The following is a 25658-nucleotide window of genomic DNA, read 5'->3' as shown; positions in this document are numbered from 1 at the left end:
GCGGTGAACACCGAAAACCCTTTCGCCTTCGAAGGACTACCCGGATTCGCGGGCGTATCCGATCCGGCACCGACCGGTCGGCACGCGCGGGTCGATGACGAAAGCCGCTCCAACGGCATCGCATCCCGCGGCCGCCACCACACCGACTACGACGACTACTTCGAAGAACCGGTGGATATCGTGGATCGCAGCTGGACCAACCTGCCCATCGTCAAATCCGTCCCGCCCGAGGAGGAAGCCGAGCGCGCGCGGCCGTTCCTCCCCGGCGATCCCGACGAGCAGGCCGCCGTCTACGGCCCGCCCATCCGCGCGGTCGATCCCGTGATCGGCACCGACGCAACCGATGTCGAGGTCCGGACCGCCACCGCGCTCGGCCGCACCACCCGGGTCGGCGCCTGGGACGAATGGCTCGCCCGCCCCCGCCGCCCCGGCGACTACGACGACGAAGAAGAGCATGACGGCGCGCACGGCGAAACCTGGGGTGATGTCGCGCGCCGCGGCTTCGTCGACCGTACCGGCGGCCGCACCCTGCTCGACCGATTACGCCGCACCGAAGACGATTTCGACGACGAACCGGGCCCCGGCCGCAGCCGCGGCGCCAGTATCGTGCTCGGCGTCCTGGCCGTCGCCGCGGTGCTCATCGTGGCGATCCTGGTCATCTCCGTCAATGCGGGCATGGGCAAGAACAAGACCGGACATCCGGCGATGGCCGTACCCACCCCCGCTCCCGCCCCGGCACCTACCCTCGCGGGCACCCCGGAGCCGTATCCGCACGCCACCGCGGACTGTCTCGGCACCCACACCGACGCCCTCACGGTCGGCGCCGGACCGGGCGACCCGACCACCGGCCCGGGCGCGATCCTCGGCTTCGAATGGAGCTACTACGTCGACCGGAATGCCGCGCGCGCAAGAGAATTCGTCGCGCCCGACGGCACCGTGAGCGACACCAAGACCATCCAGTCCGGCATCGACTCCGTCCCCGCCGACACCCGCTACTGCGTCCACATCACCGGCGCCGACCACGACCCCAACACCTGGAATGTGGTGCTGTCCGAACAGTTCCCGACCGACAAGACACCCCGTCAGTGGCCGCAGACCGTCACCACCCGCACCGACCACGGGCGGGTCCTGATCACCGGCATCCGCGCCAACTGACCCTCGAACCCGCCCGCCGCGGAAATTGCGCTGCTAGCCGCTGAGGCTGGGCAGCAACGCGCCCAATCCGCCACCGGGAGCATTCGATCCGCCCTGATCATCATCGGGCGGCGGGTTCGATCCGCCATCCTGATCATGGTTCTGGTTGTACATCGGATTGGCCGGATTGGCGGGATTCAACGGACTGTTCGGATCGCTCGGATTCGCCCACAAGCACGTGAAATCGGTCAGCGCACACGGCTCGGTCGTATTCGGCAGGGGCGGCGGCGCCGGGATCGGATCGGGCGTCGTGGGCGGTGGCACGGGCGTCGTCGGCGGCGAAGGAATATTGGGCCCACCGGGATTCACCGTCCCGGGTGATCCCGGCGTCGTCCCCGGACCGGTATCGGTGCCCGGTCCCGTCCCCAGACCAGCGCCTGCTCCCGCGCCGGCACCTGCGCCTGCTCCCGCCCCTGCTCCGGCGCCTGCGCCAGCTCCCGCCCCGGCTCCATCACCGGCGCCTGCCCCCAGACCCGCTCCGGCGCCCGCGCCTGCCCCCGCACCCCCGGTGTCACCAGCCCCAAGTCCGGCGCCGGCCCCCGCGCCGGCCCCACCGCCCCCGGTATCGAGCGGGTCAGGCGTGCTGGGCGCGGGCGCACTCGGCGCGTCGCCGGTGCCGATATCAGCGGAGGCAACGGCCGGCACCGAGGCAAGCGCACCGGCCATCAGAACGGCAGCGAAGACACGACTGAAACGAGGCACGAGTGAAGTGGACAACTGCTCTCCTACAACTCATCCGGTCCGCCGTGGTCCGGCGAACCTCAGCCTCGACCCAATCAAGTGAGAATCCGAAGAAGTTCGGACTTCGGTGCCAATCTCCTGTGAGTCCGACCAGTTTCTTGTGTTCAGGATGGGCTGGCGATCTGCAGATCCACGCAGGAGTAGAAGGCGTTGGGGGTGTCGGCGATGTTCCAGATGCCGATCAGCTTCTGCCGCCCGGGGAACTTGGTGAGGTCGATCGTGTGGGTGACGGTGGAGTCGGGTGGGGGCTCGTTATTGCCGTCGATGACGGCTACGCGGGTGTTGCCGATCCAGTATTCGTAGTTGAGGGTGCGGTGACGGGCGGTGAAGTTCCAGGTGAAAGTCACTGTGCCGTCGGTGTTGTAGGCCTGCCAGGGTTTGGTGTCGTCGTCGAGTTCGGCCCAGCGCGGGTCGCCGGCGCTGCAATTGAGTTGTCCTTTGACGCCTTCCACGCTTTGCGGTTCGTACTTGATGGGGCCGCAGGGGAGTATTTCTTCCGCGCATTGCGCCTGGCGGCTCGCGGGTGAGGAGATATAGCCGTGGGCATTGGCCGCGCCCGCGGGCAGTAGGGCGACGAGGAACGGCGCGATGCCCGCGGCGCCGAGGATGGACAGCTTTCTCCGATTCATGGGGTACTCCTTGCCGAGATGGGGGCGGCAGGGGCCGGCGTGCTGTCCCAGGAATTGAGCGATCCAGACCATCTTCAGGGGGCATCCGGAGACGGTCAAGGATGTTCAAGGTTGGCGAATAGTCCTCCCTGGCAATTGATTTCGGACCGTCTACTGGCGGGCGGCCCACGTTCGGGCCTGGTGCGAATACCCAGATGAACGGGCCGCGTACCGGTGCTCTCCCGCCGTGCGAGGACGATGGTCCCCATGGAGACCAGGCTGATCGAGGTGAAGACAGGCCGTAGCGAGGTCGTCCACGACCTCACACCGCAGTGTGCGGCGTTTCTGCACGAAACCGCGCCGGACCGCGACGGGCTGCTGCACGTGTTCGTGCCGCACGCGACCGCGGGCATCGCACTGATCGAACTCGGTGCGGGCAGCGATGACGACCTGCTTGCCGCCCTCCGGGACCTGCTCCCCGCCGACGATCGCTGGCGGCACGCCCACGGCTCACGCGGGCACGGACGCTCGCACGTGCTGCCCGCACTGATCGCGCCCTACGCCAGTATTCCGGTGCTGCGCGGTGAAATGGCGCTGGGCACTTGGCAATCCGTCGCGTTCGTCGACCTCAATGTCGACAATCCGGTGCGATACGTGCGATTGTCCTTCCTGGCAGGCTGAAACCGGCTGCTCAGGGTGCCGGCACCAGTCCCGTCTCACGGCACCAGGCGACGGTGTCCCGGAGCGTCTGCTCGCCCGATCGGCCGCTTTCAGCAGCGCCAGCGTGCCGTCGACATTGATTGCCTGCAGTAGGTCGTCATGGTTGCCGGCTGGAATGTCTCGTGGAAATACGCGGCCGTGTGGAACAGCGCGTCGCACCCGTGCAGCGCGTGCGCGAACCCTTCGACCTCGAGCAGATCGCCCACCACGAGGGTCGCCCCCGTCTCGCCGAGCAGTCCGGTGCCACCAGTGACGAAAGCCTTCATTGCCGTATCTCTCGAGTTGTTCGTACTCAATAGCTTTGGGCCCGAGGAACTCGGGCAGCGCCCGGCGCACCGCCGGATCCGACCCGCCCGCAGCGGCGATCTAGTGGTGTGCGGCGTAAGGGCGCGACGGGATTGTTCTGGGTGGCAGGTGGTTTCGGGCGAGGCACGATGGCGTCAATCCGGTGCGGCAGGTGCGGTTGTCGTTCTTCCTGGCCGGGTCGGGCTTTTCGGGAGGTGGACGAGGATCAGGCCGACTGCGGCGATGAGGAAGTTCTGGAGCGCTGCGGTTGATGCGTTGACTTCCTTGTTGGCCCACATGCGGAACCACTCGCCGCCGATGGTGAGGAATCCGCCGAAAAACAGGATGACGACCATGGTCCAGCCCGAGCTCGCCAGCTTTGCGGCAATGGCATCGTCCGACCCTCGTATCAGTGCTCGAATCCACGCGATCGTCGCGCCCGTCATTACGAGGGCGATCGAGAACTCCCAGAACACGATGAGGATGTAGGCGATCAGCACCACGGTGCTGTTGTGAATCGCCCGCCAGTCCGTGGCCGGGTTGTGGACCGTCGCGGCCATCGAGAACACGGCGGCCACCCCACTGCGATTGGTGTGCGGGTCGGCGCAATTCGTGATCGCGACGATCAGGTAGTACAGCGCCGTGATCGCCGCCAGGACGGCGACAGCCGCACGCAGGCTGCCGGCCGCATCGAGGAACTTCAGCACGATCCTCATGGATCGATCATCCCCGGCCGGCTCCGGCTGCGGGGCCGCCGGCCGGATCCGGCGCGCCGCAAAAGGGTTTACGGCAGCCTGCTTTCGGATCTGCGACGTACCGCATGCGGGAAAGGGCTGTTCCGGTTTTCACCGAAACAGCCCTTCACCTCGGTGCCGAGTGTGGGACTCGAACCCACACATCCTTCCGGACAACGGTTTTGAGGTTGACCTTCTCGACGTTTGGTGGATTGCGGTCTAGTTGATGATGCTGAAATCGTGGTCTGAGCCAGCAGGTTTGGGTGTTGGATCCGTTGACGGTAATGGTCTCGTGCGGCATCACTGCGGGCCTGTCACGGGCCGCCTCTGGCCTCGTCGGTTGGCCTGAAACCCCTTCGTCCAGCACGACGGGTCCGGTGGTTGCGGCTGAATGGGGTATTGGTCTTGTTTGACTTCCGGCTGCGACCAGGTCATTTCGGTGTTTTCCATGCTGCACTCGGGCTCGCTGTCGCGGGCCGCGCCGATCGCACCCATCAAGGCCCGGTCCGTTAGCTGGTCGAGTTGACAGTCACGGACCTCCATAATGTGAATTACGTCACAGGTCAACTGTCCAACTACTCTTGCCGCGTGTTTGCTTTTCCCCCACCCAAACTGCCACGCAATCTTAGGTCATCCGACGGAAATTGCCAAGGTAGCGGGCATATGGTCAGCGCCCTAATCTCTGCATTAGCCCAATGTTTGGGCGCTGACTTCACTTCGGCAGCAAGAAAATGAAGGCAGCCCAGTGACCCAGTTGGAAGGAGGAGGAAGACCAAATGGCAGTCGGTCAACCACCCGAGGTGAAAGCAAACCTCGATGCCGTCGGAGGCAGGGGGGTGGCAATTCGAGCATGGATCACTGCGTTGACTCCGATGCTTACCGCAGTAGCGGGAGTCCTCGCCGCCGTAGCCAACATCCTCTCTAGCCTACTCAATCATTGAGCCTGTGGTACGGACCGCTTCGCGCGTTGAGACAGAGGCTGTCATGCTCGCTCGACGTGCGAGCGGCGGCACCACTTCAATTGAAGGCACTTTCGGGAGACGGCTACGTCTCCGCCAACCACGGGTCTCCCGGCGGCCATGGATCTACAAACCCGAGTAGCTCAGCGGCACTGATCGGCGCGGGTCTGTCACGCAATTGTGTTTCGTCGAGTTCGGTTGTCGCCCAAGGAAGTCCGAGGTCAGTGTGGAGGGCTTTTGCGGGCGCCGGATGGCGCCATAGCGTGGCATCGGCATCGATGAAGTGGTATGGCATCACATTATTGATCACGAGGAGCCCAGAGACCTGGTGGTTGCGCCAGCTCGGTGGGGTGCCGAAGTAGCCGTCGGGCTGTCTGATCTCACGGTCGAAGACCAGCACTCCGGTCGTATCCCTTCGAAAAGACACTGCGACATGACCGTACAAGGCGTTGCTGACGTCCCATCGTGGTGAGCCCAAGATATCGACGCCTACCGCAATGATGAACGGCGCGTTCAGATTTGGGTAGGCGTGATCCTTCTCCGCCAGCGCGGCATGCAGAGTAGCAGTGTCATCGCCGCGCGTGATGATCGTTTCGCCGTGGACCCCGATAATTCGGTCCCCGGGTCGGATTCCGCGTCTCTCGATGTCCTTCGGGATGGCTCTGAACGTCACTGACCATCCATCACTGGACCAGGACCACTCGGGTAGGTTGTTAGCGTCGTGGTAGTCGTCGGGGTCCAGGCCAGCTAGCCAGCGCTTCAGTTCTTTGCGCAGCTTACCTGCCGCGGGTGCTGCTGATCCTTGCTCAAGGTGCGACAACCAGAGTAGGAAATGCGGATCCTGGAGCTGGTTTACGATGTCGAACATGGCGCCTCGGCGGTTGGCTGCGGCAAGTTCGGCGGCGCTGCTGCTCGGTGCGATCGCTTCCAGATAGAAGCCTTCGCCAGCGCGTTCGGCATAGAAGTCCGGGTGGCGGTTGGTTCCGGGCAGGTTCGGGTGAACGGTCACCGTGTAGCCCGCTTTGCGGAGGCACTCGTGTAGGTAGAGCTCAAGGAAAGCGCTTCGGAACTGGTCGTCGCGACCTGAACGCAGATAGCCGCGAACTGCCCGGTAGTCGTGTGGGTCGTCAAGATGATCAGCCCACGTTTGCACCAGCTGACGGGCATGTTCCCAGTATGAGCCGGCGACTCGGTTGAAGAACGAGAAGAGACTTTCCCCGTGTCTCTTCGGAACGGGATGGGTCCGCTTGGTGGTGTCGAATATCGGCTCCCTGGCCGCGCTCATCGCTGTCGCCTCCGCTGATCTCGCATCGGCATCGACGCTACCGGCGAAGTCGGGCGCGGACCGGGAACACGCAGACAACACGCTGGAGCATCGCCACCTCGCCATGAGAACGGAGCGCCTCTTCTGCAACGTGCTGTGCGGCGGCATAGAGGATGTGCTTAATGGTCAGATGACGGACTGTGGTTCGAGATAGTGCAAATGTTGTTGTGCTGCAACACTTCACCGCACCGCATAACAGGTGATTTCGATAGAATCGAGTACCTTCTCCGGCCGGTTCTCGGTCACCTCTTACGCAGTGAATTCGAGGGATTCTCATGTTCATCGGTGGTCCATTGGCGACAGCGATCGATCGGGTCTGGGACGGCATCCGCGGCCGTCACCCGGATGTGCCCGAAGCGGTGGTGGCGATCGCGTCCGGCTCGCCCGGGCGGGGACGCGCGGTCCGGCGTGGGCACTTCGGCCCGGATCTGTGGAGCCGCGCCGGCACCGCGATGCCGGAGTTGTTCCTCGGGGCTGAGGGCCTGGCCGCCGGCAACCATGATGTACTCGGCACCCTGCTGCACGAAGCGGCACACGGAATCGCGCTCACTCGTGAGGTGCCCGCAGTCAGCGACGGCGGCCGCTATCACAACAGCAAGTACAAGACGATCGCCGAGGAGATCGGGCTGACTGCCGAACGGCATGCCCGCACAGGCTGGTCGGTGACTTTGCTGCCAGACGGCACCCTCGGCGAATATCGGCGCGCGATCGGCATTCTGGAAAGGGCGATCGTGGCCCACCGCCTGCCGGAACCGGCCGCCGAGCTTGCCGACCCGGCCGCCGAACCCGCCGACGGTGGTGACGGTGTAGCGCCGGGCGCGAAGTCGGCTGATCGGAACGGCAGCCCACGGGTCTGCCGGTGTGAGCCGCCGCGCCGGATCCGCGCGCACAAGAAGATGATTGCTGCCGGTCCGATCCTCTGCGGGGTATGTCAGCAGCCGTTCGCCTCGTAGCGTAGGTGTTCAAAATCGAACACCCGGGCACCTCGCCGGACGGCCTGCCCAACCGTTCGGCCGCCGACGCTGGTGGTGTCAAATGGCACCTTCCCTTCGTAAGTGGTGACCTCGCTACCCGCTTAGGAGGGGGCTGCTCGGGCGCGGCAGGTGGTCCAAAGTGAACCACCTGTACCGCTGGCGCCTTCAGCACGGGAAGCGACTCTGGTTCTGGCTCAGCTGTTTTCGCTTGATACGCGCTATTCGATGTCGCCGCCTGAGTTCGAAAGGCTCGCGAAATGCGAAGTCTCGAGCAGCGATACGACGACATCATGGCAAGGGCGAAGCGCATCGATCACCGCACCACGCGGACGGAGATCATCGTGATCCGTCAGGCGATCGAGAGCCTCGACGGCGAGTCGGAGCGCACCACGATGCCGCCCGAGCGGCGCCGGAGGCTGACGGAGTCGAGCCGTGACGCGATGACGATGCTGCGCCGAAGGCTCCGCGCTCTTAAATTTCCTCTCACCATCGATCCGACACCGCGGAAGGACAGGCGCAGAGAGCGATAACCACTCGTCTGTGCCGGGCCGACGGCCGGTCCACATGGAGCCAGCGGATTTTGATTGATGTGACCGATCAGTTCAGTCGGCAGAGATTCGGGACTTGCCCCGATGGTAGAAGTCCTCGTCGTCGTCCCATGCATCGTCGTAAATGCCGGTCGGCGGCGTTGGGGCGGGAGGAATCGGCGTAGAGACGGGTGTCCTGGGATCTGGAACAGTTGGAGCGGTGTCGGGGAGGGCGAGTCCGAATCCGGCGCGAACCTCGGCGCGGGCGCAGGTACCTGCCTGTCCAATCAGGTCGATCACGGTGGCAACGAGTTGTGCGGGGTCTGTGCCGCGGGCCCGATCGGTGATTTGCCATCGGTGGATCGTGCCGTCGGAGCTGACGTCGACCGATATCGAGCCGTCCGGTGCGGTCGCGGTGGCGATATAGGTCCCCAGCGCGATCTGGAAAAGCTCGGCATCGTCGTCAGAAAGGCCAGGCACAGCGCCGATCGGCGGGTTGACGGTGTCTCCCATGTATACCCCTTCCAAGTTCGGATGCTCGCGCGACAGAAGAGCAAGCCTGACGGCTGCTATATAGTTTGCGCAAGTACAGGCTTGGCAAAGGGTCGGTAATGCAGGGGCCGCCGACCTTGCCGGGCGACGTTCGTAGTCTTCGCGTTTGGGGGTTGTATGAGTCTGGTGGTTGATCTTGAGATCCTGGGCAAGCTGGCGACGACACTGCACGGACTCGCTCAGGAGGCCGCAGGGATCAAACCCAAGGATGCACCGGATCCGAACGCGCACAACGGCTTGCAGTCCGCCACGGGTGCGGGGGTGATCACCACGGAGCTGATCTACGGGGCGCTGGTCGCTACCGCCAAGCAGCGGTTGGACGAGACCGGAACCGTGATGAGCGAGTGCGCCACCGAGTTCAAGAACATGGATGACAGCAACTACGACAAGTTCGTCGCCGCATACACCGGCGGGACCGGCGACTGGACCGTGCCCTCGGGGAAATAGCCGATGTCGCTTACCTGGCTACGCAACGTCAATCCACAGATCCTCGAGCAGTACGCGACCGAATGGGAGCAGATCGGCAGCGGTCTGGAAGGGGTTTACCAGAAATACGTCGACGCGGTCACCAAGACCAACGATCAGTACTGGGAGGGTAAGGCCGCCACCGCTGCCCAGGATCGCGCCAACGGTGATCTCAAGACGGGGTGCAGACCCTGGCCGACAAGCTCAACGGACTCGCCGGCCAAGCCCGGACCGGAGCGTCGCTGATCAACGAAGCACTCCGCAAGGCGCGGGGCCTGCTCGACGAATGCGACCAGAAGCACTGGACCGTAACCGAGATGCTCAGCGTCATCGGCAATGGTGATGTTCGCGCACTGGCGCAGATGAACAAGGACCTCGCTGCCGCCTACAGCGCCGCGGTCGCTGCGGATCTCGCGGTCTACGACGCGTTGAATCTCACCCGCAGTTCCCTGTCGGTCGCCTTCACCTCCGGCGCCTCACTCGGCGGCGATCAAGGCAAGAACGACGGCAAGCACCTGGTCACCGATCCCTCGCACCTGACCGAAGCAGAGATCCAGCGCCTCCTCGATGCAGGGAAGCTCTCCGACGACCAGCTCGCCCAGTTGCAGAACGGTGACACCGTGAACATCCCGGTGGCGCAGATGGACTACCTCAACCAGCTGGCACGCTCCCTGGACGACAAGAGCCCTCAAGAGATCCAGGCGATCATCGACAAACTCCCGCCGGATGCCGGTGTGGCCCTGCGCAATTCCTTGCAGATGATCTCCACCAGCAACATCACCACACCGGTCAAGGGCGACCCCGGCATCCCTGATCAAGGTGGCGCGAAACTGCTCCCAGCCAAGCTGGAACAGTCACTGACACGCCCAGACCTGGTGGAGAACCATCCGGACTCGGTCGCGCTACGCGGCTACGGGAACATCGGGCAGTACATCAAACTGAACGGAGTCCCGGACAACCAGGCCATCGCCAAGATCGCCGGAGGCTCCGATCCCCGCTACCGCGCCGGCACCGACCTCGACAAGCAAGTCCTCGACGTCAGCGCGAAATACCTCAACGCACAGGTAACTGTCGAACAGAACCCAGATGGCGGCAAAGCCCGCCAGCTCATCGGCGACGGCGTCGGCGCGGGCCCGCACTCGCCATTGACCGAAGACATGTTCAAGGCCGTCGGCAATGACAAAGCGGCCGTGCAGAGCCTGGTCGTCGGCAACGACGGAAAGCCCAACGAACAGTTCTTCCACGATGCGCTCACCCACCAGTGGACGGACCAGGGTGATGCCATGTCGTCTCTGTTCTCCTTCGACCACAGCGCCACCCCGGACTCGCATCAGACCGCGATCATGAACTCGTTCGCGCAGTTCGCCGCTGGTGACAACGTGCCCGGCCACTATGCGGGCGGGGACGACAAATGGCACCTCTACGACATCCCCGGCACCGAGCACAAGTCGGTCGGCGAGCTGAACCCCAAACTGCTGCAGACCTTGTCGACCAGCATGACCCCCTACGTCAACGACCTCACCATCGCGAAAAACCCGCTGGACGATGGATTCCACGTCACCTACAAGGGCGACGACAACCAGCTCCACAGCTGGACCGACCCGCTGTCCGACGGCAACAACACATTCACCGGCACCAAGAACATCTTCTCGCTGTTCGACACCGATGACACCGCAGGCAAGACCTTCAACGCCGCAGCACTCACCTCCGCAGTCCAGCAAGAACTCACTTACGGGAATGACCACGACAATCAGGATGCATACGCACACCTGCAGTCCTCGGGACGACTACAGGGGCTCGTCGACGCCGGCCTGCGCGACGAGATCAGCTCACATATATCCAACGGCGACGCCATCGCCAAGGAGGTCTACGACAAGAAGGCCCAGACCTACGACTTGGTCAAGAGTGCCTTGGAAGCCAGCGTCCCGCTCGGCAGCGGCGAGGACAAGGTCGAGCTCAAGATCCCCGGCGGCGATCTGGTAGGCAAGGCCGTCGACCTCGGCGGCGACCCGCTGAAAGAAGCGATCATCGGCCCGTCTCCCACCACATCCAACAATGCCATCGGGCTCAACCCGCCGAACTTCGACCGGCAGGCCTACGACGTTCTCACCAACACTGACGTGCCGGACAGCATTCGACAGAAGTACTCGAGCCTGTTCGATAGCAACGGGCAATTGCGGCCATGGCAAGATCTTCAGTCGACCACTCTCAACTCCAGAGCCGCAACGAGCCCGACTGACAACCTCACGGCCTTGCTCAACGAACTCGGCGCCGGCCACGGGGATGCGATGCGATTCGGGTACGACGATGTGACCCGCAATGTCAGAGCCGACGACAAGGGATCCCATTAGTGACTGCCAGATACCGAAAACCATTGGCACTCATTGTCATCGGGCTCGCTCTGACCGCCTGCGGCAAATCGTCGACGCCGTCTCCTCCGCCGAAAACCGTGCCCGACATCCCGGACACCAGCGTTTGGTCCGCCGACGAAGGGATCGATCTCTTCTCGCGCGGCGCCGAGCTTATCCGTGCCACCTTGGAGGCCGGCGGCAACGCCACCTATACGGGCGTCGATAACGCGGCTTACCCCGGCTACGCCCGTGCTGTTGCCGATTTGACCAAACAGGTCGAAAATGCCCGACAGCCTATCCTCGGCGTCCGCCAGTACGTCTCGCGACAACCAGTCAACCCGGACTGGAAAGAACGTCCGATGACGACCTACCTGCATATCACCGGGTACACCGCAACCGATACCAAGGTGAGCGCGATTGTCTGCGGCTATTCGGTACTACCCGAACAACTTCCGCAAGAAGACGACCGATTCCAAGGTGGCGGAATCAGAATCGAACTCGACAACACCACCTCGCAGCCGGGCCTGCCCGGCATCGCTAACCGCGATCCCGGCCACCATGACCCACGCGCCCAGTTGCCACCTCGATGGGACGTATTCGGCACCTGGAAGGTCACCACCATCAAGGCGCCGGTCGGCAACGACCAATACGCCGCGGAATGCCTGCCATGGCTACAAGAACAATTCCCGACCTTCACCAAAGATCCCAACTACAACGTGCTCAACGCCCCACCCGGCTACGTCGCACCCCACCACCCGGTCACCCCGCAGTTCCCCGAATGGATCGGACCATCCGACCGCGGATAGCCCGATCCAGCGGTGGCATCGTCGCTCCGTGACCAGGGGATTCGTGTGCTTGTCGTATTGGTGGGTGCTTGTGTCTGTCGGGGGCGGGCCAACTCCGGGCCGTATGCGGTGGACGCACTCATCTCATCATGACCGACTGCGCGGTCGCGCTCTTCGAAGCTTTGTCCCGAGATCCCGCGGATGCCGGCACCCCGCATAAGAAGGCGCGAGTGCCCTCGAACCTGGAACCGACGATTCAGGCCTGGGCGCAGATGTTCGACACCTCCTGAACCACTCGCTCCGTTGTGGTCGTTCGACACCAGGACCGCGGACCAGAGGTTCCTCGACAGCGACATCACTACGAAGGTTGTCATAGGAACTGGGTCGATCCGGATCGGAGCGGCGTTCACTTCCGGGCGTGGAAATGGTTCACCACGAAGAAGTTGCGCATCAAGTCGAAGCGTCTGGCTGTGAACCGGGCGATGAAGTCGATCTGCCGTCGATGAGTGCGGGGGAGCGGCGCTAGCTGACTCATCTGGGTGTACTCCGGTTGGCGATGGGCGCCCGCCGGTTCCGGCCGTTGGTGTTCACATTGGCCTACACCGGTATCCGGTTCGGAGAAGCCATCGCACTGCGGGCCTGGGCGGTAGACCTAGATACCCAGCGCATCACGGTGGCCCGTTCAGCGATTCCCGTCACGGACCGGGGATAGGCGGAGGCTGATACCAAGAACCACACCACTCGGGCTGTGCCGATCCCTGCCTCCTTGGCGAAAGAGCTCCGCGTGCTGCTTGCCGACTGCGAGTCGGATGCGCTCGTCCTTCCGAGCCATAAGGGAGACTTCTTGACATCCACCGAGTTCCGCTGGGTGTTCGACCGGGCGGCGAAGGATGTCGGTCTGGACGGCGTTGTGACGCATGCGCTTCGGCACACAGCCTCATCGCTGGCCATCAGTGCCGGCGCGAACATCAAAGTGGTGCAGCGGATGCTGGGGCACAAGACGGCGACGCTAACCCTCGACCTGTACGGAAACCTGTTCCCGGATGATCTCGACGCGGTAGCTGAGGGGATGGAAGCTGGCGCGCGGGCTGCTGCGGGCCGGATGAATCAAAACGGCGGACGTGATCACTGATCACGCCCGCCACCTGGTGCCGAGTGTGGGACTCGAACCCACACGTCCTTCCGGACAACGGTTTTTGAGACCGTCGCGTCTGCCAGTTCCGCCAACCCGGCGCACCGGGGAGAAAGCATAGCGGGTGTGGGGGGTTACCCACTAATCGAGGGGGTGGGTGGATCACACGGTTGTGATACTGGTCGGTTTGCGCTGGGTAGATGGGTTGTGCGGGGAGGTGGACGGTACGCTTTGGGGTACTCGGGTGCGTGCCGGTCCCGCGAGGGGTGCGCCGGACGCGGTGGCATCGAGTGTTGGCAATCGGAGCGACTAGGGGTTCATCTATGGGAACGACAGCAGGGGGCGGTTCGAAGAAGGATGGTGCGGCGTCCGCCCCCAAGCGGGTGGTGGTTGCCGAGGACGAGGCGCTCATCCGGATGGATCTCGTGGAGATGCTCTCCGAGGAGGGTTATCTGGTGGTGGGTGAGGCGGGGGACGGCCAGCAGGCCGTCGACCTGGCGGAGGAGTTGCGTCCCGATCTGGTGATCATGGACGTGAAGATGCCGCGCCGCGACGGGATCGACGCCGCGGCCGAGATCGCCTCGAAACGCCTTGCGCCGGTGGTGATCCTGACCGCCTTCAGCCAGCGTGACCTGGTGGAACGGGCCCGCGACGCCGGCGCGATGGCCTACCTCGTGAAGCCGTTCACCAAATCGGATCTGGTACCGGCCATCGAATTGGCCGCATCCAGATTCCATGAGATCGCGGCGCTCGAGAGCGAGGTCGCGAATCTGACGGATCGCCTCGAAACCCGCAAGCTGGTGGAGCGTGCCAAGGGTGTGCTGATGCAGACCCAGGGCCTCTCGGAACCGCAGGCCTTCAAATGGATTCAGCGCACCGCCATGGATCGCCGCACCACCATGAAGGCAGTGGCCGAGGTCGTTTTGGAGAACCTCGCGCCGAAGTGAGGCTGAGTTAGCCCGCGGATCGCCCTGTTGTTGCCATGAATGAGCTGTAGCAATTTACAGCCCGGCAACACAGGGCGCTCTTTGTTTGTTGCGATGTCACATGAATGATTCGATTGTGATGCGGACCTAACGTGGCGGGGCTATGTTCTGGACGGGCCGATCGATGGGGCGGCCCTCCTCGGTGACCCGAGGGAGCAGAGAACATAGAGGTGAATCGTGCTTGGTTCAATGACTCGCACGTCTGCCTTGCGGCATAGCCGCATGGCAAGACTGGTGGTCGTCGGAGCTGTAGCGGTACTTGCGCTCGGGGCTGCCGGTTGTAGTAGTAAAACCACGAGCAGCAATCTGAGCATCCAGCCCTTGGCCCAGCTCGACAAGGACGGTAAGGAAGTCCCGCAGGCCAACAATTCCGCCGCCGCGAATCCCGCCAGCAATGGCCAGGACAAGTGCGCGCCGGCGACGATCGCCATGGCGGGCCCGTTGACCGGCGGCAACGCCAACCTCGGCCTCAATATCATTCGTGGCGTGAAGCTGGCGCTCGACCAGCACAACAAGGCCAACCCCAACTGCCAGGTGACGGTCAAGCAGTTCGACACCGAGGGTGACCCGCAGAAGGCCACCCAGGTCATTCCGACCATCATCAACGACCCGTCGATCGTGGCCCTGATCGGCCCGACCTTCTCGGGCGAGACCAAGGCCACGGGTCAGATCCTCAGCGATGCCGGTCTGCTGTCACTGACCCCGTCGGCCACCAATGTCACCCTCACCCAGAACGGGTGGAAGACCTTCTTCCGCGGTCTGGCCAATGACGGTGTCCAGGGCCCGACCGACGCCAAGTACCTGGCGGCCTCCGGCAAGTACAAGAAGATCTGCGTCGTCCAGGACGACTCGGATTACGGTACGGGCCTGGCCAAGACGCTGAACGCGGGTCTCGGCGCGCTCGCCGACCCGAGCTGCGCGGCCCAGGTCAAGACCGGTGACAAGGACTTCTCCGCCACCGTCTCCAAGTTGGCTGCGGCCAAGCCCGACGCGATCTACTACGCCGGCTACTACGCCGAGGCGTCCCCGTTCGTATCGCAGCTGCGTTCGGGCGGCGTGACCGCCACCTTCGTCTCCGATGACGGCACCAAGGACGAGGAATTCGTGAAGCAGGCGGGTGACGCCTCGAAGGGCGCGCTGCTGTCCTGCCCGTGTGCGCCGTCCTCGGACACCTTCGCCACCGCGTTCAAGGCGGACAGCGGTTTCGATCCCGGCACCTACTCGGTCGAGGGCTACGACCTGGCGACGATCGTGATGAAGGGTATCGCCGCCGGTAACACCACCCGGCCCGCTCTCGTCAACTATGTCCGGACTTACGACGGCCAGGGCCTGGCCCGCGAATACAAGTGGGACGCAACAGGCGAACTGTCGAACGCCTTGATCTGGATGTACGAGGTCAAGTAAGTCCCACCGATTCGGTAGCGGCGTGCGCCGGTGATCCCGGTGCACGCCGCTTTCCTCGACGGCGAGAGTAACGAATGTCTTCAGCCCTGGTCGCGGATGCGACCCTGCTAGCAAATGGGACCATCAATTTCGATGTCTCAGACCTGTTCCACCAGTTCTGGCGGCTCACCGTCGACGGCCTGGAATACGGTTCGATTTATGCCTTGGTCGCGGTAGGTTACACCCTGGTCTACGGTGTTCTCCGGCTTATCAATTTCGCCCATTCGGAAGTATTCATGGTGGGCATGTTCGGGCAGTACGTCGGCCTGATGGTGCTCGGCTTCACGCCCAGCGGCGACGTCTATTCCGAAGGCATAATCCTCACGATCGTCTATCTGCTGGTGGCGCTCGTGTTCGGCATGCTGGTCTCCGGCGGCACCGCGGTCGCCCTGGAACGCATTGCCTATCGGCCGCTGCGCAAACGCGGGGCCAAACCCCTGATCTTCCTCATCACCGCGATCGGCATGTCGTTCGTGCTGCAGGAACTCGTGCACGTGGTGCTCCCGAAGCTCACCTCGGGCATGTCGAACCCGCTGGGCGGCACCAATGCCCAGCATCCGATCAAGCTGGTGGCGCCCACCACCGAGTTCACGCTCTTCGGCGCCCAGGTCAGCAATGTGACCCTGGTGATCATCGCCTCGGCCGTCGCGCTGGCGATCGTGACCGAAATCCTCATCAACAGAACCAAATTCGGCCGCGGTATTCGCGCGGTCGCGCAGGATCCCGATACCGCGACCCTGATGGGCGTCTCGCGGGAACGGATCATCGTGACCACCTTCCTGCTCGGTGGTCTGCTGGCCGGCGCGGCGGCGCTGCTGTACACGTTCAAGGTGCCGCAGGGCATCATCTACAACGGCGGATTCATCCTCGGCATCAAGGCCTTCAGCGCGGCGGTGCTCGGCGGCATCGGCAATCTGCGCGGCGCCCTGCTGGGTGGTCTGCTGCTCGGGCTCGCGGAGGATTACGGGCAGATCGTATTCGGCACCCAGTGGCGTGACGTGGTCGCATTCGTGGTGCTGGTGGTCGTGCTCATGTTCCGGCCCACCGGCATTCTCGGTGAGAGCCTGGGGAGGGCGCGGGTATGACCGACACTCTCACTCCGCCCGCGGCGCCGAAACGCGGCCGCGGGGTCGGGGACGCCATCCGCTATTGGTGGGGCGGACTGTCGCGCCCCGCGCAGTGGGGCATCGGCGTACCGGTGATCATCGTGCTCGCGCTGATCCCGTTGTTCCCGCCGCCGCTGCTGAACACCCCGGGCACCAGTTTCGGCGGTGTGATGGCGCAGTTCGCCATGACGGCGCTGATCGCGGTCGGCCTGAATGTCGTTGTCGGCCAAGCGGGTCTGCTCGACCTCGGTTACGTCGGCTTCTATGCGGTCGGCGCGTACACGGTCGGCCTGCTCACCAGCCCGAACAGTCCGTGGAATGCGACCAACAGCTGGCTGAACCACAGTTGGGCGTGGGTCATCTGCGTCCCGCTGGCGATTATCTTCACCGCGGCGACCGGTCTCATCCTGGGCACGCCGACCTTGCGCCTGCGCGGTGACTATCTGGCCATCGTGACCCTCGGCTTCGGTGAGATCGTGCGGCTGCTCGCCGACAACCTGGGCGATATCACCAATGGCAGCCTCGGCCTGTCCCGCATCGAGTATCCGCGGGTCGGCGTCTCCGGCACCCACCCCAACGGCTACTTCTCCTCGGGCAACCTCGGCGACAGCAACAGCTGGAACCTGCTGGACCGCGCCAACTCCGGCGTCTGGTGGTTCTGGGTCGGCATGATCCTGGTGGTCGTGGTGCTGCTGTTCGTCGGCAATCTGGAGCGCAGCCGCGTCGGCCGCGCCTGGGTCGCGATCCGCGAGGACGAGGACGTCGCCGAGATGATGGGCGTTCCCACCTTCAAGTTCAAGCTGTGGGCGTTCATGATCGGCGCGGGCATCGGCGGCATGTCGGGCGCGCTGTACGCGGGCCAGGTGCAGTTCATCAACCCGACCGGATTCAACATCATCAACTCGATGCTGTTCCTGTGCGCGGTGGTGATCGGCGGTCAGGGCAACAAGCTCGGCGTCATCGTCGGCGCGTTCGTGATCGTCTACCTGCCCAACCGTTTCATGTCGGTGAACCTCGGCGGGGAATCCCTGGGCGACTACAAGTATCTCTTCTACGGCGTCACCCTGGTGATCGTGATGATCTTCCGCCCGCAGGGCCTGTTCCCGGTGCGGCAGAAGCTGCTCACCTACGGGCGCAAGGTGTTCCGTGCGGTGCACCGCGAACCACAGGTGGCCGTGCAGACGAGCGGAGGACCGCGATGACCGGGCCGGACGAGGGCGGCGCGCTGTTCGACAACGAGGACATGGCGGCCGGATACACGAAACCCGATATCGAACCCAGCGCGGGGACCCTGGATGTCACCGAGGTAATGCCCGTGCTCGGGGACGCCGGTGTGGTCGCGGAAGTCGTTGCGCCGCACCGGGAAATCGATACCCCGGTCGGTGCGCCGCTGCTGAGCACCACTGGGCTGACGGTGAAGTTCGGCGGTCTCACCGCCCTCGACGATGTCACCTTCGACATTCGCCGCGGCGAGATCCTCGGCATGATCGGCCCGAACGGCGCCGGCAAGACCACCTGCTTCAATGCCATCACCGGTGTCTACCGGCCGTCGTCGGGCACGGTGTCCTTCGACGGCAAGCCGCTGGCCAAGTCCAAGCGCAACGAGATCACCCGGCTCGGCATCGCCCGCACCTTCCAGAACATTCGCCTGTTCCAAGAAATGACGGCGCTGGAGAACGTGGTCGTCGGCACCGACGCGCGGCACAAGACCTCGGTGCCGGGTGCGGTGTTCCGGACCGCGCGGCATCGCCGCGAGGAGAAGGACGCCGTCGAACGCGGTATGGCGCTGCTGGAATTCGTGGGCATCGCGCCGCGCGCGGTGGAGAAGGCCCGCAACCTCTCCTACGGTGATCAGCGCCGGCTGGAGATCGCCCGCGCGCTGGCGACGGAACCGAAACTGCTGTGCCTGGACGAGCCGGCCGCGGGCTTCAATCCGAGCGAGAAGGCGTCGCTCATGGATCTGATCCGCAAGATCCGCGACGACGGGTTCACGGTGCTGTTGATCGAGCACGATATGCGTCTCGTGATGGGTGTGACCGACCGGATCGTGGTGCTCGAGTTCGGCCGCAAGATCGCCGACGGCCTGCCGTCGCAGATCCGCGAGGACCCCAAGGTGATCGCCGCCTATCTCGGCGTGCCAGACGCGGAAGCAGGTGAGGACCAATGACCACTTCAGAACAGACGACCGGCGCGAGGGGCCAGCTCCCACCGCCCGATCCGAACGCATTGCTGCAAGTCGACGATCTGGTTGTGAGCTACGGCAGAATCCAAGCCCTGCACGGCATTTCGCTGTCCGTGGCACAGGGCGAACTGGTGACGCTGCTGGGCGCCAACGGTGCGGGTAAGACCACCACCATGCGCGCCCTGTCCGGCCTGCTGCCGCTCACCCGCGGCCGCATCATCCTCGAGGGCCGCGACATCACCCGGGTGAAGGCGCATCAGCGGGTCGGCCTGGGCCTCATCCAGGCGCCCGAGGGGCGCGGTGTATTCCCCGGCATGACGGTGCAGGAGAACCTCGACATGGGTTCGTACGGGCGGCCTTTCAAGGACAAGGCCGAACAGCAGCGCACCCTGGACTGGATCTTCGATCTGTTCCCGCGCGTGCAGGAACGCCGCAAACAGGTCGGCGGCACCCTGTCCGGTGGTGAACAGCAGATGGTGGCCATCGCCCGCGCGCTGATGGCCCGCCCGAAGCTGCTGCTCCTCGACGAGCCGTCGATGGGCTTGGCGCCCATGGTGATTCAGCAGATCTTCCGGATCATCGCGGATATCAACAAGCAGGGCACCACGGTCCTGCTGGTCGAGCAGAACGCCCAGCAGGCCCTCACCCGCAGCGACCGCGCCTACATCCTGGAGACCGGTGAGGTCACCAAGACCGGCGCCGGCCGCGAGCTCCTGCACGACCCGGCCGTCAAGTCCGCCTACCTCGGCGTCGGCTGAACCGGCCCCTCCCCGAAAAGCATTCGGGCCGGTCACCACTGGTGACCGGCCCGAAGCCTTCTGCAGGGGCGACAGGAATCGAACCTGCAACCTGCCGCTTTGGAGACGGCTGCTCTGCCAATTGAGCTACGCCCCTTTGCGAGGGGTCACGCTACCAGGTGCCGGGGCCGGGGCGAAAATCGGTTTTCGTGACCTGCGGCGACGGGCCGGGTAAGCCCGCTGCCCACGGATGTCGGTGGGGATACCTAGACTCTCTCGGGTGACCCCTGCCTCTACCGATCAGCGTCCGAGTGCCGTGTCCGCGACCGCGTCCGGCGAGCAGCCGACCCTGCTGCTGTTGGATGGCCATTCGCTGGCCTATCGCGCGTTCTATGCGCTGCCGGCGGAGAACTTCAAGACGCACAGTGGGCAGACCACGAATGCGGTCTACGGGTTCACGGCCATGCTGATCAACCTGTTGCGGGACGAGAAGCCGACGCATGTGGCGGCGGCGTTCGATGTGAGCCGCAAGACCTTCCGCACCGAGGCGTTCCCGGAGTACAAGGCGAACCGGGCCACCACGCCGGACGAGTTCCGTGGGCAGGTGGAGACCACGCAGGAGGTGCTGGGGGCGCTCGGTATCCCGGTCATGGCCATCGACGGCTACGAGGCCGACGATGTGATCGCGACCCTCACCACGCAGGCCGTGCCGGAGGGGTTCCGCGTTCTCATCGTCACGGGTGACCGTGATTCGCTGCAGCTGGTCAACGAGAACGTCACCGTGCTCTACCCGAAGAAGGGCGTCTCCGAGTTGACCCGGTTCACGCCGGAGGCGGTGGAGGACAAATACGGGCTGACACCGCAGCAGTACCCCGACTTCGCGGCGCTGCGCGGCGACCCGAGCGACAATCTGCCGGGCATTCCGGGCGTGGGGGAGAAGACGGCCGCCAAATGGATTCGCGAATACGGCGATCTGGCCGCGCTCGTCGACCGCGTCGACACGGTGAAGGGCAAGGTCGGAGATGCCTTGCGCGCCAACCTGTCCAGTGTGGTGCTGAACCGTCAGCTCACCGAGATGGTGCGCACCGTCCCGCTGCCCTACACGCCCGATCAGCTGGCCATGCAGCCGTGGGACCGGGACAAGATCCATCAGCTCTTCGACGAGCTCGAGTTCCGGGTCCTGCGCGACCGGCTCTTCGACACCCTCGCCCCCGTGGAGCCCGAGGCCGAATCCGGCTTCGAGATCAGCGGTAGCGCACTGGCCGCCGGCGCGGTCACGGACTGGCTCGCCGAGCATGCGAAAGCCGGTGTCCGGCACGGCGTTTCCGTGGTCGGCAACGGTTCGCCGGTGCACGGGGACGTCCAGGCCATCGCCCTGGCCGCCGCCGACGGGGAGGGCGCCTACATCGATGTGCACCTGCTGACCCCCGAGGACGAGAAGGCGCTCGGTGACTGGCTCGCCGACGCCGAGACGCCGAAGGCCTTGCACGAGGCCAAGACCGCCATGCACGCGCTGCACGGTCGCGGCTGGCAGCTGGGCGGGCTCAGCAGTGACACCGCGCTGGCCGCCTACCTGATCCTGCCGGGCCAGCGCACCTTCAACCTCGAGGACCTGTCCCTGCGCTACCTGAGCCGGGAACTGCGGGTGGACAACGGCGGCGAATCGCAGCTGTCCCTGCTGGACGACGAGGAGACCGTCGACGCCGAGATCGCCAATGCGCAAATGCTGCGCGCCCGTGCGGTTTCCGACCTCGCCGCCGCCTTCGACACCGAACTCGAGCGCATCGAATCCACCGCCCTGCTCGGCGATATGGAGCTGCCGCTGCTGGGCGTGCTCGCCGATCTGGAGAACGCCGGCATCGCCGTGGATTCGGCGCAGCTGGAGGAACTACAGCGCGAATTCGCCGACCGTGTCGCCGAAGCCGCGAGCAACGCCTACGAGGTGATCGGTGAGCAGATCAACCTGGGCTCACCCAAGCAGCTGCAGGTGGTGTTGTTCGACAAGCTCGACATGCCCAAGACCAAGCGCACCAAGACCGGCTACACCACCGACGCCGATGCGCTGGAAGGGCTTTACGAGAAGACCCAGCATCCGTTCCTGCAGCATCTGCTGGAGCACCGCGACGCGACCCGCCTGAAGGTGACGGTGGAGGGCCTGCTCAAGGCGGTCGACGACGACGGGCGTATCCACACCACCTTCAACCAGACGGTGGCCGCCACCGGCCGGCTCTCCTCCACCGAGCCGAACCTGCAGAACATTCCGATCCGCACCGATATGGGCCGCCGCATCCGCGACACGTTTGTGGTGGGTCCCGGCTACGAGTCGCTCATGACCGCGGACTACAGCCAGATCGAAATGCGCATCATGGCGCACCTGTCCAAGGACGAGGGCCTGATCGAGGCCTTCAATTCGGGTGAGGACCTGCACAACTTCGTGGCGTCCAAGGCCTTCGACATCCCGATCTCCGATGTCGATCCGGAACTGCGCCGCCGCATCAAGGCCATGTCTTACGGTCTCGCCTACGGCCTGTCCGCGTACGGCCTGTCCCAGCAGTTGAAGATCAGCGCCGACGAGGCCAAGGTCCAGATGGACATCTACTTCAACCGTTTCGGCGCCATCCGCGACTACTTGCAGGCCGCCGTCGAGCAGGCCCGCAAGATCGGCTACACCGAAACCCTCTTCGGGCGCCGCCGCTACCTGCCGGATCTGGACTCCAGCAACCGTCAGCGCCGCGAGGCCGCCGAGCGCATGGCCCTCAATGCCCCCATTCAGGGCACGGCCGCCGACATCATCAAGGTCGCCATGATCGACACCCAGCGCGCGATCCGCGAGGCGGGCCTGAAATCCCGCATGCTGCTGCAGATCCACGACGAACTCGTCTTCGACGTGGCGCCCGGTGAGCGGGAGCAGCTGGAAGCCCTTGCCCGCGAACACATGTCGAACGCCATCGAGTTGTCGGTGCCGCTGGAGGTCTCGGTCGGCGTCGGCCGCAGCTGGGATTCCGCCGCCCACTGATGTAGCTGTGGATGCGCTGACACGGCCTCCTGCCCCGCGGCAGGGGGCCGTGTCGCGTTTGCCGGACCCCGCTGTCTCGTTTGCTCGGTTTCACCGTTCCGGCGTGTCGCCCACGGGAGTTCACGAAGGGTTCGATCACGGGTCCGGCAGGGTTTGCCCAGGGCGCGACCGGTTGGTGTTACCGGCGTCACCGCATGCCTCATGACCTGCGACGAAGTTACTCGTGGGTCGATTGCGAATATGGTTGCCATCGCCCGGGTTCGCACCTATGCTCGACCCCGTGCCGAATCCCGCCCACAGCCGCAGCGCTGCGCTTCACGTCGCCGACCGCGACGGCGCCGCGCTCATTCCGCTCACCGCGATGGTGGCTGCTGTGCGAGTACTCGTAGTTCTCCGCCGTAGCGGGGTCTGATTCGGACCGGCCCCTCGCTGCGGCCGTTTGAACTTTTTTTTGCGCTGGTCCCCTCTGCCAAATTCTGGGAAGAAGTCGGGAAGACCTGTTCAATGACCATCACCATCGATACCCACGCCATCATCTCCGCCGCCCCTGCGAGCCTGCGGGCCGAATGCAGGGACCTGACCCCCGCCGAGTTCTACGACCGGTACTGCGATAAGGCCGGCCCGGTCAAGCTCAGCGAATGGACGCCCATCGGGGCCCGCCACACCGGCGCGCACTGTGCGGCGACCATCGAGATCGCCGATCGCCTCCGGACCGTCACCGCGGCCGGAAACCCGGTGGCCGCGCTGACCTCCGCGCTCTACGACGAGGGCTACCCCGTCGAAATCCTGGCGTTCCATCAGCGTCAGACCGAAAGTGGCGCCGCCACCTTCATCCAGTGCGAGTTCAACGGCCGTCGAGGCTGGGGCGCCGCCCTCGCCGATGACAGCGCGGAATCGACCTTCCGGGCCATCATCGCCGGCATCAACCATCTCGGCGCCCGCATCTAGCGATACGACGCGTCAAAACGAATGCGCCGCAACCGTTTCGGGGTTGCGGCGCATTCGGTGTATTACCGGTCGGTTCCGGTTCATGCTCGTGGTTCAGGCTTCGGCCTGCTGCTCGGCGAGCTGCTTGCGGACCTCTTCCATATCGAGGCCCTTCACCTGGGTGACGAGGTCCTCGAGCGCGGCGGGCGGCAGGGCGCCGGGCTGCGCGAAGACGAGCACGCCCTCACGGAAGGCCATGATGGTCGGAATCGAGCGGATGTTCGCGGCGGCGGCCAAGCCCTGTTCGGCCTCGGTGTCCACCTTGCCGTGCACGACGTCGGGGTGCTTCTCCGACGAGGCCTCGTAGGTGGGGGCGAAGCTGCGGCACGGACCGCACCACGACGCCCAGAAGTCGACGAGGACCACGTCGCTGCTGGTGACGATTTCGTCGAAGTTCTGCTCGGTCAGGGTCTGGGTGGCCATGGTGTCCTCTCATATCGGATTTTCCCGGTCCAACACCGGGCCAGTGACTTATCTTCCCCGCACAACCTAAGGCACGAGCGCGCATGGCCTGAGCCACGGGCGGTTTCGCCTCCCGGTCGCCGTCCCACGCCGGATACCCACCACGGTAGCCCGGAAATCCTCACCACGATCTCGAGCGCCGAGGCGCCTGGCGCATTCGGGCCGCTGTCGCGCGGCAGGCCGCCCGGCCCCGAATCGGCGTCCAGGTCTCGAATTGTGTGATCCGTGTGTGCCAGCGTGTCACCGCCGCGAGGTTTGCGGGAGGATGACCGGCATGAGTGAAGGCATCGATCCCCTGCTGGATTCCTTGCGCCTGGGGCTGATCGAGGGCGACGGCATCGGGCCGGAAATTGTGCGCGCGACCCGGGAAGTGGTGGATGACGCCTTCGACGGGCTGAAGCTGCCGAAGGTCGAATGGGTGCCGCTGCTCATCGGGCATGCCGCCATCGAGGAGTTCGGCGATCCGGTGCCCGAGCCGACCTTCCAGGCCCTGGCCGAACTGCCGGCCTGGATCATGGGCCCGCACGACAGTGCCTCCTACGCCGTGGAACACCGGATCGGGCTGCCGCCGGCGGGTGCGGTGCGCAAGCGTTTCGGCATGTACGCGAACATTCGCCCGGCCCGGACCATGGAGGGTGTGCGTTCGGTGGCCCCGGCCATGGATCTGCTGATCATGCGCGAGAACACCGAGGGCCTCTACGCGGACCGCAATATGGCAGCCGGCTCGGGGGAGTTCCAGCCGTCGCGGGATGTCGCGCTGGCGGTCGGAGTGTTCACGCGGGCGGCGATCGAGCGGATCGCGCATCTGGGTTTCGAGATCGCGAGCGAGCGCGACAAGCGGGTCACCATCGTGCACAAGGCGAATGTGCTGCCCATGACCATGGGCATGTTCCGCGACGTCTGCTACGAGGTGGCCACGCACTACCCCGAGGTCGTGGTGAACGATGAGCACGTGGACGCGGCCGCGGCGCATCTGGTCCGCGCGCCACAGGATTACGACGTGATCGTGACCGAGAACCTGTGCGGTGACATCCTCTCCGATCTGGCCGGCGAGCTGAGTGGTTCGCTGGGCATGGCGGCCTCGGTGAACTGCTCGGACACCCAGATCATGGCGCAGGCCGTGCACGGTGCGGCGCCCACGCTGGCCGGGCACAATCGCGCGAATCCGGTGGCGCTGTTCAATTCGGCGGCGGGCATGTTGCGGTGGATGGGCAGGACCCAGCGGTACAGCGCGCTGCGCCGGGTCGGCGAGCGAATTGAACACGCAGTAGCGGATACGTTGCGGGCCGGAGTCGCCACGGGCGATTTGGGTGGGTTAGCATCTACCACCGAATTCACCGAGCAGGTGCGGGCCCGGCTGCACCGCTGGTGAGCGCGCACTTCCGGGA

Annotated in this window: 27 protein-coding genes and 2 tRNA genes; 20 read left to right on the top strand and 9 right to left on the bottom strand. The window is 64.8% G+C overall.

Features of this window, described 5'->3' with window-relative positions; all coding sequences use genetic code 11:
• Positions 1-3 precede the first annotated feature (3 nt).
• Positions 4-1155: a hypothetical protein gene (locus ACIP5Y_RS40720; protein WP_400358367.1), complete on the top strand. Its 1152-nt coding sequence runs from the start codon at positions 4-6 to the stop codon at positions 1153-1155.
• A gap of 344 nt (positions 1156-1499) precedes the next feature.
• Here ACIP5Y_RS40720 and ACIP5Y_RS40715 read toward each other — a convergent pair whose 3' ends face one another.
• Positions 1500-1709: a hypothetical protein gene (locus ACIP5Y_RS40715; protein ID WP_400358365.1), complete on the bottom strand. Its 210-nt coding sequence runs from the start codon at positions 1707-1709 to the stop codon at positions 1500-1502.
• Between the two features lie 330 nt (positions 1710-2039).
• Complete coding sequence (locus tag ACIP5Y_RS40710) at positions 2040-2564, bottom strand: lytic polysaccharide monooxygenase auxiliary activity family 9 protein (RefSeq protein WP_400358363.1); 525 nt, start codon at positions 2562-2564, stop codon at positions 2040-2042.
• A gap of 246 nt (positions 2565-2810) precedes the next feature.
• On the opposite strand from ACIP5Y_RS40710, the gene ACIP5Y_RS40705 reads away from it, so the two are divergent.
• Positions 2811-3224 (top strand): secondary thiamine-phosphate synthase enzyme YjbQ, encoded by a 414-nt coding sequence (locus tag ACIP5Y_RS40705; protein WP_400358361.1) that lies wholly within the window; start codon positions 2811-2813, stop codon positions 3222-3224.
• Positions 3225-3313: 89 nt separating this feature from the next.
• Here ACIP5Y_RS40705 and ACIP5Y_RS40700 read toward each other — a convergent pair whose 3' ends face one another.
• The 3 genes from ACIP5Y_RS40700 to ACIP5Y_RS40690 all read right to left on the bottom strand — a co-directional run bounded on the left by ACIP5Y_RS40700 (position 3314) and on the right by ACIP5Y_RS40690 (position 6526).
• Positions 3314-3529, bottom strand: a complete 216-nt coding sequence (locus ACIP5Y_RS40700; protein WP_400358360.1) for a hypothetical protein — start codon at positions 3527-3529, stop codon at positions 3314-3316.
• 174 nt (positions 3530-3703) lie between these two features.
• Positions 3704-4264 carry a DUF2165 domain-containing protein gene (locus ACIP5Y_RS40695; RefSeq protein ID WP_400358358.1) on the bottom strand — a complete coding sequence of 187 codons (561 nt, stop codon included), beginning with the start codon at positions 4262-4264 and terminating at the stop codon, positions 3704-3706.
• Positions 4265-5326: 1062 nt separating this feature from the next.
• Positions 5327-6526 (bottom strand): hypothetical protein, encoded by a 1200-nt coding sequence (locus ACIP5Y_RS40690; protein WP_400358356.1) that lies wholly within the window; start codon positions 6524-6526, stop codon positions 5327-5329.
• 314 nt (positions 6527-6840) lie between these two features.
• Here ACIP5Y_RS40690 and ACIP5Y_RS40685 point away from each other — a divergent pair, with 314 nt between their 5' ends.
• Together ACIP5Y_RS40685 and ACIP5Y_RS40680 are read left to right on the top strand one after the other, a co-directional pair.
• A complete protein-coding gene (locus ACIP5Y_RS40685; RefSeq protein WP_400358354.1) occupies positions 6841-7518 on the top strand; it encodes a hypothetical protein in 678 nt (225 codons plus the stop codon).
• A 278-nt stretch (positions 7519-7796) separates the two neighbouring features.
• Positions 7797-8069 (top strand): hypothetical protein, encoded by a 273-nt coding sequence (locus ACIP5Y_RS40680; protein WP_400358352.1) that lies wholly within the window; start codon positions 7797-7799, stop codon positions 8067-8069.
• A gap of 72 nt (positions 8070-8141) precedes the next feature.
• Here ACIP5Y_RS40680 and ACIP5Y_RS40675 read toward each other — a convergent pair whose 3' ends face one another.
• Complete coding sequence (locus ACIP5Y_RS40675) at positions 8142-8579, bottom strand: hypothetical protein (RefSeq protein WP_400358350.1); 438 nt, start codon at positions 8577-8579, stop codon at positions 8142-8144.
• A gap of 165 nt (positions 8580-8744) precedes the next feature.
• Here ACIP5Y_RS40675 and ACIP5Y_RS40670 point away from each other — a divergent pair, with 165 nt between their 5' ends.
• From ACIP5Y_RS40670 to ACIP5Y_RS40645, 6 genes are all read left to right on the top strand, one after another.
• Positions 8745-9065 carry a hypothetical protein gene (locus ACIP5Y_RS40670; protein WP_400358348.1) on the top strand — a complete coding sequence of 107 codons (321 nt, stop codon included), beginning with the start codon at positions 8745-8747 and terminating at the stop codon, positions 9063-9065.
• Positions 9066-9068: 3 nt separating this feature from the next.
• Positions 9069-9329, top strand: coding sequence for a hypothetical protein (locus tag ACIP5Y_RS40665; RefSeq protein WP_400358346.1), 261 nt, complete (start codon positions 9069-9071; stop codon positions 9327-9329).
• Entirely contained in the window at positions 9266-11434 is a 2169-nt protein-coding gene (locus ACIP5Y_RS40660) for a hypothetical protein (RefSeq protein ID WP_400358344.1), read from the top strand. Before ACIP5Y_RS40665 ends, ACIP5Y_RS40660 begins: the two co-directional genes overlap by 64 nt.
• Positions 11435-11457: 23 nt before the next feature.
• Positions 11458-12240, top strand: coding sequence for a hypothetical protein (locus tag ACIP5Y_RS40655; protein WP_400358342.1), 783 nt, complete (start codon positions 11458-11460; stop codon positions 12238-12240).
• A gap of 128 nt (positions 12241-12368) precedes the next feature.
• Positions 12369-12509, top strand: coding sequence for a hypothetical protein (locus tag ACIP5Y_RS40650; protein WP_400358341.1), 141 nt, complete (start codon positions 12369-12371; stop codon positions 12507-12509).
• A 458-nt stretch (positions 12510-12967) separates the two neighbouring features.
• Complete coding sequence (locus ACIP5Y_RS40645; protein WP_400358339.1) at positions 12968-13351, top strand: tyrosine-type recombinase/integrase; 384 nt, start codon at positions 12968-12970, stop codon at positions 13349-13351.
• A gap of 14 nt (positions 13352-13365) precedes the next feature.
• Here ACIP5Y_RS40645 and ACIP5Y_RS40640 read toward each other — a convergent pair.
• A tRNA-Leu gene (locus ACIP5Y_RS40640) sits at positions 13366-13452 on the bottom strand.
• Between the two features lie 222 nt (positions 13453-13674).
• Between ACIP5Y_RS40640 and ACIP5Y_RS40635 the strand changes: the two genes are divergently transcribed.
• The 6 genes from ACIP5Y_RS40635 to ACIP5Y_RS40610 all read left to right on the top strand — a co-directional run bounded on the left by ACIP5Y_RS40635 (position 13675) and on the right by ACIP5Y_RS40610 (position 19826).
• Entirely contained in the window at positions 13675-14298 is a 624-nt protein-coding gene (locus tag ACIP5Y_RS40635; RefSeq protein WP_400358337.1) for an ANTAR domain-containing response regulator, read from the top strand.
• Positions 14299-14559: 261 nt separating this feature from the next.
• Complete coding sequence (locus ACIP5Y_RS40630; protein ID WP_400358335.1) at positions 14560-15741, top strand: branched-chain amino acid ABC transporter substrate-binding protein; 1182 nt, start codon at positions 14560-14562, stop codon at positions 15739-15741.
• Between the two features lie 74 nt (positions 15742-15815).
• Positions 15816-16865, top strand: a complete 1050-nt coding sequence (locus tag ACIP5Y_RS40625) for a branched-chain amino acid ABC transporter permease (protein ID WP_400358333.1) — start codon at positions 15816-15818, stop codon at positions 16863-16865.
• Entirely contained in the window at positions 16862-18088 is a 1227-nt protein-coding gene (locus tag ACIP5Y_RS40620) for a branched-chain amino acid ABC transporter permease (RefSeq protein ID WP_400358331.1), read from the top strand. Before ACIP5Y_RS40625 ends, ACIP5Y_RS40620 begins: the two co-directional genes overlap by 4 nt.
• Positions 18085-19053, top strand: a complete 969-nt coding sequence (locus ACIP5Y_RS40615) for an ABC transporter ATP-binding protein (protein ID WP_400358330.1) — start codon at positions 18085-18087, stop codon at positions 19051-19053. Before ACIP5Y_RS40620 ends, ACIP5Y_RS40615 begins: the two co-directional genes overlap by 4 nt.
• The gene (locus ACIP5Y_RS40610) at positions 19050-19826 is read left to right on the top strand and encodes an ABC transporter ATP-binding protein (RefSeq protein ID WP_400358328.1); all 777 of its coding nucleotides are present in this window, start codon (positions 19050-19052) and stop codon (positions 19824-19826) included. The genes ACIP5Y_RS40615 and ACIP5Y_RS40610 overlap by 4 nt, the downstream gene beginning before the upstream one ends.
• A 63-nt stretch (positions 19827-19889) precedes the next feature.
• Here ACIP5Y_RS40610 and ACIP5Y_RS40605 read toward each other — a convergent pair.
• Positions 19890-19962: transfer RNA gene (locus ACIP5Y_RS40605), tRNA-Trp, on the bottom strand.
• Positions 19963-20085: 123 nt separating this feature from the next.
• On the opposite strand from ACIP5Y_RS40605, the gene polA reads away from it, so the two are divergent.
• From polA to ACIP5Y_RS40590, 3 genes are all read left to right on the top strand, one after another.
• Positions 20086-22821, top strand: a complete 2736-nt coding sequence (gene polA / locus ACIP5Y_RS40600; RefSeq protein WP_400358326.1) for a DNA polymerase I — start codon at positions 20086-20088, stop codon at positions 22819-22821.
• A gap of 280 nt (positions 22822-23101) precedes the next feature.
• Positions 23102-23233, top strand: coding sequence for a hypothetical protein (locus ACIP5Y_RS40595; protein WP_397013548.1), 132 nt, complete (start codon positions 23102-23104; stop codon positions 23231-23233).
• 92 nt (positions 23234-23325) lie between these two features.
• Positions 23326-23769: an alpha-isopropylmalate synthase regulatory domain-containing protein gene (locus ACIP5Y_RS40590; protein ID WP_400358324.1), complete on the top strand. Its 444-nt coding sequence runs from the start codon at positions 23326-23328 to the stop codon at positions 23767-23769.
• Positions 23770-23862: 93 nt separating this feature from the next.
• Here ACIP5Y_RS40590 and trxA read toward each other — a convergent pair whose 3' ends face one another.
• Entirely contained in the window at positions 23863-24231 is a 369-nt protein-coding gene (gene trxA / locus ACIP5Y_RS40585; protein WP_400358322.1) for a thioredoxin, read from the bottom strand.
• A 313-nt stretch (positions 24232-24544) separates the two neighbouring features.
• Between trxA and ACIP5Y_RS40580 the strand changes: the two genes are divergently transcribed.
• Positions 24545-25642, top strand: a complete 1098-nt coding sequence (locus tag ACIP5Y_RS40580) for an isocitrate/isopropylmalate dehydrogenase family protein (RefSeq protein ID WP_400358320.1) — start codon at positions 24545-24547, stop codon at positions 25640-25642.
• Positions 25643-25658: the final 16 nt, after the last annotated feature.

It is taken from the genome of Nocardia sp. NPDC088792 (assembly GCF_044750615.1).
Classification (GTDB): domain Bacteria; phylum Actinomycetota; class Actinomycetes; order Mycobacteriales; family Mycobacteriaceae; genus Nocardia.
The sequence above is the reverse complement of the archived record's forward strand: the minus strand, read 5'-3'. Positions and strand labels throughout refer to the sequence as shown.